The organism is Streptomyces apricus (assembly GCF_008369065.1).
In the GTDB taxonomy this organism is placed as follows: Bacteria; Actinomycetota; Actinomycetes; order Streptomycetales; family Streptomycetaceae; genus Streptomyces; species Streptomyces apricus.
Genome location: NZ_VDFC01000014.1, coordinates 18,758 through 27,063 on the forward strand (window position 1 = coordinate 18,758; position 8,306 = coordinate 27,063).

Annotated in this window: 4 protein-coding genes and 1 pseudogene; 1 reads left to right on the forward strand and 4 read right to left on the reverse strand. The window is 74.7% G+C overall.

What is annotated here, in order from left to right:
• Positions 1-78: 78 nt before the first annotated feature.
• Both FGF04_RS04760 and FGF04_RS04765 read right to left on the reverse strand, forming a co-directional pair.
• Positions 79-1,341 (reverse strand): arsenic transporter, encoded by a 1,263-nt coding sequence (locus tag FGF04_RS04760; protein ID WP_188113963.1) that lies wholly within the window; start codon positions 1,339-1,341, stop codon positions 79-81.
• On the reverse strand, positions 1,338-4,034 hold the full coding sequence (locus FGF04_RS04765) for a SpoIIE family protein phosphatase (protein ID WP_149509952.1): 2,697 nt from the start codon (positions 4,032-4,034) through the stop codon (positions 1,338-1,340). The genes FGF04_RS04760 and FGF04_RS04765 overlap by 4 nt, the downstream gene beginning before the upstream one ends.
• Positions 4,035-4,574: 540 nt before the next feature.
• On the opposite strand from FGF04_RS04765, the gene FGF04_RS04770 reads away from it, so the two are divergent.
• Entirely contained in the window at positions 4,575-6,395 is a 1,821-nt protein-coding gene (locus tag FGF04_RS04770) for an RICIN domain-containing protein (protein WP_149509953.1), read from the forward strand.
• Between the two features lie 51 nt (positions 6,396-6,446).
• On the opposite strand, the gene FGF04_RS04775 is transcribed toward FGF04_RS04770, so the two are convergent.
• Complete coding sequence (locus FGF04_RS04775; protein ID WP_149509954.1) at positions 6,447-7,616, reverse strand: lactate 2-monooxygenase; 1,170 nt, start codon at positions 7,614-7,616, stop codon at positions 6,447-6,449.
• 155 nt (positions 7,617-7,771) lie between these two features.
• Positions 7,772-8,306, reverse strand: a pseudogene (locus FGF04_RS04780) (hypothetical protein); the annotation flags it as partial.

Here is an 8,306-nt window from a genome sequence, read left to right on the forward strand (position 1 = left end):
GCGCTCCCAGGACGGGAGCATTGCATGGCCATGTCACAGCGTCAATGCCTCTCGCGGGACACCCCTCGTACGTGTGATTCAGGTACCGAACACGGTCAGCGAGACCCACAGCGCGGCCACCGCCGGGACCAGCGTGGCGGGCACGGTGAGCAGGCCGAGCCGGGTGAACTCGCCGAGCTCGACCTCGTGGTCGTGCTGGTGGACGATCCGCCGCCACAGCAGGGTCGCCAGCGAGCCGGCGTACGTGAGGTTGGGTCCGATGTTCACCCCGAGGAGGACGGCGAGGAGCGGCCCCGGTCCGCCCGCCGCGGCCAGGGGCAGCAGGACCAGCACCGCCGGCAGGTTGTTGATGAGGTTCGCCAGGACGGCGGCCAGGACGGCGATGCCGAGCAGCGCGGGCAGGCCCGCCGAGTCGGGGACCAGGTGCCCGAGCGCGTCCGACAGGCCGTTGTCGACCACGGCCCGCACCACGATGCCCAGCGCCAGGACGAAGGCCAGGAAGGGCACCGAGGCGGCCCGTACGACGGCGAGCGGGGTGGTGCGGCCGTGGGCCAGCGCCCGGACGGCCAGGACGAGGGCGCCCGCGAGTGCCGCCCAGGCCGGTTCGACCCCGAGCGCCGACGTCACGACGAAGCCCGCGAGGGTGCACGCGACGGTGACGAGGGCGAACACGGGCACGTCGACGGGTTCGGCCTCAGTGGTGTCCGCCCGCAGGGGATCGGTCTTCAGGTCGGCGGCGAAGAAGCGCCTGAAGACCAGGTACTCGGCGCCGACGGCCACCACCCACGCGGGCCCCATCAGCAGTGCGAACCGGGTGAAGCTCAGGCCGCTGGCCGTGAACGCGAGCAGGTTCGTCAGATTGGAGACCGGCAGCAGCAGCGACGCCGTGTTCGACAGGTGGGCGCACGCGTACACGTGGGGCTTGGGGCGGGCGCCGAGGCGGGCCACGGTCGCGAACACCACCGGGGTGAGCAGGACGACCGTGGCGTCCAGGCTGAGCACGGCCGTGACGACCGAGGCGAGCAAAAAGTTCGCGGCCAGCAGCCGTTGCGGCCGCCCTTTGGACGTACGGGCCAGCCAGGCGCCGCAGGCCTGGAAGAGTCCCTCGTCGTCGCAGAGCTTGGCGAGCACGAGCACCGCCGCCAGGAAGCCCACGACCGGGCCGAGCAGTTCGGCCTCGGCCCGCGCGTGGTCGAGCGGGACGGCGCCGGTGGCCATCAGCAGGGCGGCGGCCGGGACGGCCACGGTGGCCTCCGGCAGGCCGAACGGGCGGATCACGGCGCCGGCCAGGACCGCCACGAGCAGAACGGCGGAGAGGGTGGTCGCGAGTGCGGGGCTCAGGGTGCGTCCTTCGGGGGTGCATGCCGGATTCGTCCGGCCCAACTGAAGCAGACGCAGGGCCGGCGGGACGAGCGGGGGGTACGGCTGTCGTCGCCCTCTCCTTCTGCTCGTTCCCGCGTCCCGTATTCCGGCGGAACGGCGAGTCCGTTCGGTATTCCGAATGGCGTGCCGGAAGCCCCGGGAGGTCTTGTCCCTTTCACCGGACGGACGACCGGAAGAAACGGGGGGCTTTTCCCTGTCGCCTGCGTCCCGCTGTGTTCAGGACGCGGCTTGCCGACATGCGGAGGACGCATTCCGTACCCCTTGGTACGGACTAATTCCGCAAGGGATCCTGGAGGAATGCGCATATGAACGACGCGACGGGCGACCAGGAGCAGCCCCCGCCCGCCCTCGTCGAACGTCTTGGCGCGCCGCAGGTGCGGCGCGGTGTGGCTGGAGTCCGACACCTCCACGATCAGCGTGGCGGCGTCGTGGATGAGGCGCAGCCGGATGGGGCGCTCGCCGTACCGGATGGCATTGGTGACGAGCTCGCTGACCACGAGCTCGGTCGTGAACGCCGCCTCGTCCACCTCCCACACCTCCAGCTGCCGGCCGACCTGCTTGCGGATAGGGCCGACGAGCGCGGGGTCGGCCGGGATGTCCCAGGTCGCGACCTGGGAGGTCGGCAGGCCCTTGGTGCGGGCGAGCAGGAGGGCCACGTCGTCCGGGGCGCCGCCGGAGGGCAGCAGCGACTGGAGGATGTCGTGGCACGTCTCGTCCAGGGAGCCGGTGTCCCGGGCCAGCGTCCGGCACAGCAGCGCCAGGCCCCCGTCGGGGTCGCGCTCGCGGCTCTCGGTGAGCCCGTCGGTGTAGAGCGCGAGGACGGTCCCCTCGGCGAGCCGCAGCTCGACCGACTCGAACGGCAGCCCGCCCACGCCCAGCGGGGGCCCCGCCGGTACGCCGATCTCCTCGGGCGGCCCGCCGGGCGGGAGCATCACCGGCGCCGGGTGGCCCGCCCGGGCGAGGGTGCAGCGGCGGCTGACCGGGTCGTAGACGGCGTACAGGCAGGTGGCGCCGACCTCGCCGGTGGTGCCTTCGCCGCCCGCCTCCGCGGAGAGCCGCACGACCAGGTCGTCGAGGTGGGTCAGGAGCTCGTCCGGAGCCAGGTCGATGTCGGCGAGGGTGCGCACGGCGGTCCGCAGGCGGCCCATGGTGGCCGACGCCTGCACCCCGTGGCCGACGACGTCCCCGACCACCATGGCGACCCGCATCCCCGACAGCGGGATCACGTCGAACCAGTCGCCGCCGACCCCCGCCCGTGCCGCGGGCAGATAGCGGGAGGCCGCCTCGACGGCGGCCGTACGGGGCAGGGAGCGGGGCAGCAGGCTGCGCTGCAGGGCGATCGCGGTCTCGCGCTCGCGGGAGAACCGGCGCGCGTTGTCGATGCACACGGCCGCCCGCGCGGTGACCTCCTCGGCCAGCAGCACGTCGTCGGCGGTGAACGGGTCGGGCCGCCGGAAGCGGGTGAAGACGGCGACGCCCAGGGTCGTGCCGCGGGCCCGGACGGGCACGGACATCGTCGAGTGGACGCCGAGGTCCACGGCGCGGTCTCCGCGCACCGGGTCCCGGGCCAGCCACTGCGCGAGCGTGGCCGTGGCGTCGGAGACCACCACGGACCGGCCGGCCACCAGGGAGTCGGTCTGCGGCGAGCCGGCGGGATAGAGGTCGACCTGGCCGGGCTTGACCACCGACTCCGGATCGCCGGGGTGCACGGACCGGTGGGCCGCGCGGCGCAGGCTCACGGGGGCCGCGACCGGCCCGGTGGGCGGCTCGCCGCCGCGGTCCACGGGGTCGAGGAGGTCGACGCTCACGAAGTCGGCGAGCGCGGGCACGCAGACGTCGGCCAGTTCCTGCGCGGTACGGGTGACGTCGAGGGTGGAGCCGATCCGGACGCTCGCCTCGTTCACCAGCTGCAGGCGCCGGCGGGCGAGGTACTGCTCGGTGAAGTCGTGCGCGGACAGGCTGACGCCCCGGACCCGGCCCGCGGCGTCGGTCAGCGGAGCCATCCGCGCCAGCCAGGTCTGGGTGCGCTCCTCGGGAGCGTTGCCCAGGTACGTCTGCACGTCCGCGCGCCGCCCGGTCCTGAGCACCCGCAGCATGTGCCCTTCGAGCTCGTCGTTCTGCGGCCGGCCGCCTATCTCCGGGATCCGCAGTCCGAGGATGTGCTCCTGCGGCAGACCCAGCGACCGGGCCATCACCGCGTTGACCCTGCGCAGCCGCAGCCGCTCGTCGAAGATCGCGGTGGCGCAGGGCGACTGGTCCAGGTAGGTGGCGGCCGGCGAGGCGTCCTCGGGCGTGTCGGAGCCGTTCTCCAGCGGGGTCACGACGAGCCAGTCGCTGCGGTCGCCGAGCTCGGGGCGGCGCCGGTGCGCGAGCAGCCACATGCTCAGCGTGCGGCCGTCCCGGTGGCGCAGATCGAGCGTGCCGCTCCAGCGGTTGTCGGCCGGACGGGGCGGCAGGACTGCGTCGCGCGTGGTCAGCAGATGTCCCGCGGGCCGGCCCACGACCTCGGCCGGCGCATGCCCGAGCAGACGCCGGGCGCCCTCGTTCCACTCGACGACCACGCCGTCACCGTCGATGACGGCCCTGGCGGTCGCTGTCTCGTCGAACGGATATCCCGGGCCGTCGCCCGATGTCTCGCTGTGGCCTCTCACATCGCCGCCACTCCATTGCGCGCACTCACGGTGAACAGATGCATCACCTGTGTTCCAGCGTAGTGCGTCGGGATCGTCCCCACACGGCGTCGGGGGCGTCCCGGGGCCGCCGGCCGAGGGCGGGAGACCGGGGCCGGCGGCCCGTTCCGCGCGGAGAGCCGCCGCTTCGCGCGGGGCCACCCGAGGAGGGGCCGGTACCAGTGGACCTCCGGGGCCGGTACGACGGGAGCGTGCGCGGGCCACGGATGCGTGCACGTACTTCACACGGGGCACCCGGTGACGCACCGTGCCACGAAAGGCGCAGTGTCCGAAACGAGTTGACCCCGGATGAACACCGACTTCTGCTCAATACGCGGATGTTGCCGAAGCGGCGCCGAATGCCTTGTTGGGCGAGAGCGTGATGTGCAAGGGTGAACGTCCTCGCACATGACCGATGGCCAGGCCTGATTCACCGTCCGGGATTCCCTCGCGCCACCGCGCCGGAAAAGGCGTACGGCCGACTTCTCCGCGCCATTTCGCGCCTTGGAAGGAAACCGCTCAGTGCACACCCCCCACCCGCCCCGACCGCCCTATCCGCCCGGCCCGGGTGCCGTTCCCGGAGAATCCGACGAGAGCCTCGTGGCCGTTCTGCGCGCGCGGCCGGAGGGCGAACCCACCCACTCCGTCGCGCTGTTGCTCGCACGGCACTGGCAGCCGGCCCACGACTACGCGGTCGTCTGCCTCGCCTCCTCCGCGAACGCGGCCTCGATGGTCACCGCGGCCGCCTTCCAGCAGGTCCTGGGGCGCCTGCGCAACGCCGGGTCCGCCGTCGCCCTGCGCCCGCAGCTCCTGGTGGCCGTCCGGGACGTCGTCAGGGCCTGGTCCGCGGACGGCAGGGTGTCCGAGGTGCTGCCCGACCTCGGCAAACCGGCCGGCGGCCGCGGCATGCGCGTCACGAAGTCCATGACACCGGAGAACCGAAGACTCGCGGAACGTTCCTTCCAGGCCCTGCCCGGACTCGCCCAGTGCGTCCTGTGGCACACCGAGGTCGAGGCCGAGCACATATCCGTACCGGCCGGTCTGCTGGGCATGGACGCCGACACCGCGTCGATGGTGCTGGAGCAGGCCCGCGAGAAGTTCCGCGAGGGCTGTGTGCGGGCCCACCACGAACTCGCGCCGGACAAGGAGTGCCGTCACTACAACCGTCTCCTCGACATCCCGATCCGGCGCGGCGGGGCCCTGCTCCCCGACGTGCAGCAGCACCTGCAGTCGTGCCGCTTCTGCCGCCACGCGGCCGAGCAGCTGAGCCACTTCGAGGGCGGGCTCGGCGGTCTGCTCGCCGAGGGCGTGCTCGGCTGGGGCGCCCGGCGGTACCTGGAGTCGCGGCCGAGCCGGGGCCACTCCGGCCTGCGCACGGCCCGCCGCCACGGCGGTCGCCCCGGCCGCCGCAGCCGCCTCCGTCCGCTGTCCCCGCTACCCGGCCGCCCGGGGCGCCACTCCTCACGGGGCCCGCGGCACCCGAAGGCCCTGCTCGCCGGGGCGGGCCTGGTGTCGGCGGCGGTGCTCACGGCCGTCCTCGTCGCCACCCTGTGGTCGCCGGAGGGCGACGGCGCGGACCCCTCGGCCACCATCGGCGCGTCCGGCAGCCTCGGCCCCGGCGGGACGGCGCCGAGCGCGCGGCCGTCGTCCCCGCCCGGCTCGGCGGGGCTCCCCGCCGGTCCGGTCCGGACCCGGCTGCGCAACCTCGCCGCCGACCTCTGCCTCGACATCAAGGGCGGTACGGCGAAGGCGGGCGCCGGCGCGGAGCTGGACACGTGCTCGGCGGCCGGCACCCAGAAGTGGTCGTACGAGCAGGACGGGCTCCTGCGCAGCGCCGCCGAACCCGGACTGTGCCTGGACTCCCAGGTGGACGCCGGGGTGATCGTCCTGGGCCGGTGCGTGGCCGCCTCCGCCGAGCGGGGCGACGACGTGCGCTACGACCTCACCGTGCAGGGGGAGCTGCTGCCCCGCTGGCAGGCGGGGCTCGCCGTCGCGCCCGCCTCCGACGACGTGGGGGCGGACGTCGTGGTGAAGATCCGGGATCGCGGCGACGAACAGCGCTGGCGCACCGACACCACCGCGGCGAGCCCCGAGTCGCTGTCGATAGCGGGCACCGGATCACCGGCCCCCGGATCGGCCGGCGACTCCCGGGCCGCCGGCACCCGGGTCGGCCCGGACCCCGCGTGCGCCGACGCGACGTGCGTGGACCGGCCGCGCCCCCGCGGGGCGGACGGACCGGCGGCGCCGGACACGGGCGCCGGACCGGAGACGGCCGGCGGCCCGGACGCGGGGACCGGGACGGTGTCCTCCGCGCTGCGGACGCTCACCCGCCCCGGCCCGTGACGGACCGCCCGGGACCGCCGTACGGGACCGCGTGACGACGGGGGGCCGCCGTCAGGCGGTCCCCTCCTCCAGGTCGCCGGGGCCGAGGTCCGCCGGCCCCGCGTGCCCCGACKGGGCGAGGGTGAGGTCGAGTTCGGCGAGCAGGCAGCGGATCACGTGCTCGACACCCGCCTGGCCGTCGAGCCCGAGCCCGTAGGCGTACGGGCGCCCGACGAGGACCGCCTCGGCGCCCAGGGCCAGCGCCTTGAAGATGTCGTCGCCCGTGCGGACGCCGCTGTCGAAGAGGACCGACAGCCGGTCCCCGGCGGCCTCGACCACCCGGGGCAGCGCGTCGGCGGCGGCGACCGCGCCGGCCACCTGGCGGCCGCCGTGGTTGGAGACGACCACGCCGTCCATCCCGGCGTCGGCGGCCCGCCGGGCGTCGTCCGGGTGCAGGACGCCCTTCAGGACGATCGGGCCGTCCCAGTTCTCCCGCAGGAAGGCCAGGTCGGGCCAGGTCTTGGCGGGGTCGGCGAACATCCCCACGAAGTGCATGACCGCCGCGTTCGGGTCCTCGTGCACGGGCTTGGCCAGACCCGCCAGGAACGCCGGGTCGGAGAAGTAGTTGGCGGTGCCCACGCCGTGCAGGAACGGCAGGTACGCCTGGTCCAGGTCGCGCGGCCGCCAGGCCAGCAGGGGCGTGTCCAGCGTGACGAACAGCGCGGTGAACCCGGCGGTCTTCGCCCGGTCCAGGAAACTCCGCGTGACCTCCCGGTCCTTGGCCCAGTACAGCTGGAACCAGCGCTCCCCGTCGCCCATCGCCTCCGCGACCTGCTCCATCGGGGTGCTGGACGCCGACGACAGGACGAACGGAACGCCCTGCGCGGCGGCGGCCCGGGCCGCCGCCGGCTCGGCGTCCGGGTGCATGATCGACAGGACCCCGACCGGCGCGAGGGCCAGCGGCGCGGGCAGCGGGCGGCCGAGCACCTCGACGGACAGGTCGCGCTCGTGCACGTCACGCAGCATCCGGGGCACGATCCGGCGCCGGTCGAGCGCGGTCCGGTTCGCCCGCGCGGTGCTCCCGCTGCCCGCGCTGCCCGCCACGTAGCCCACCGGGCCGGGGCCCAGCCGCTGCTCGGTCAGCTCCTCCAGCCGGGTCAGGTCGGTGGGCAGCCGCGGCACCGCGCCGGTCATCCCGTTCAGATAGATCTCGTACTGGAAGTCCGCCCAGTGTTTCGCCATGCGTACGCTCCGTCCCTCGCCCCGGGTCCCGCCGCCGGGACCGCGCCCCGGCGTGACCGGGGACCACGCCCGTTCGCGACGATCCTGGCGAGCCGGAGAAGATCCGTCCAGCACGGGGACGTACCGGCGCCGCGCGGGGAGCCGCCGGACGGTCCCTACTCCGGGAACGCCACGCGCACGCTGACCGGCCGGCCCGTCGGGTCCAGGTCCGCGGACACCGGGAACCGGCCGTCGCCCTGGCGGGGCATGGTGCACAGCACGCGCGCGCCGCCGACCTCGACGGTGCCGGCCTGCAGCGGGGAGGCGCGGACCGCCCGCATGATCTGCCAGTGGTGGGAGTGCGGGCGGAAGTCGACCACCAGCCGCCGCGCCGGGTCCGCGTCCTTCCAGTCGGACAGCGCCCCGGCCAGCCGCATCGCCTCCGCCACCGGCAATCCGGTCCAGCCCCGCACCCCGTCCTCACCCGGGCCGCCCAGGTACGGGGCGGTGAACGCGAGGGCCGCCGCCTCCTCGGACGCGCCCCAGAACGCCACGTCGGCCCGGGCGTCGACGGGTTCGGCGTGCCGCCAGGCGCTCAGCGCGTCGGCGTCCCCGAAGAGCAGGCGGGCCCAGTCGACGCGGATCTCCCCGAGTTCCACGGACTTGACGGCGCCGGCGGGAGCGGCGGAGGCGGGGGAGGAGCCGCAGGGG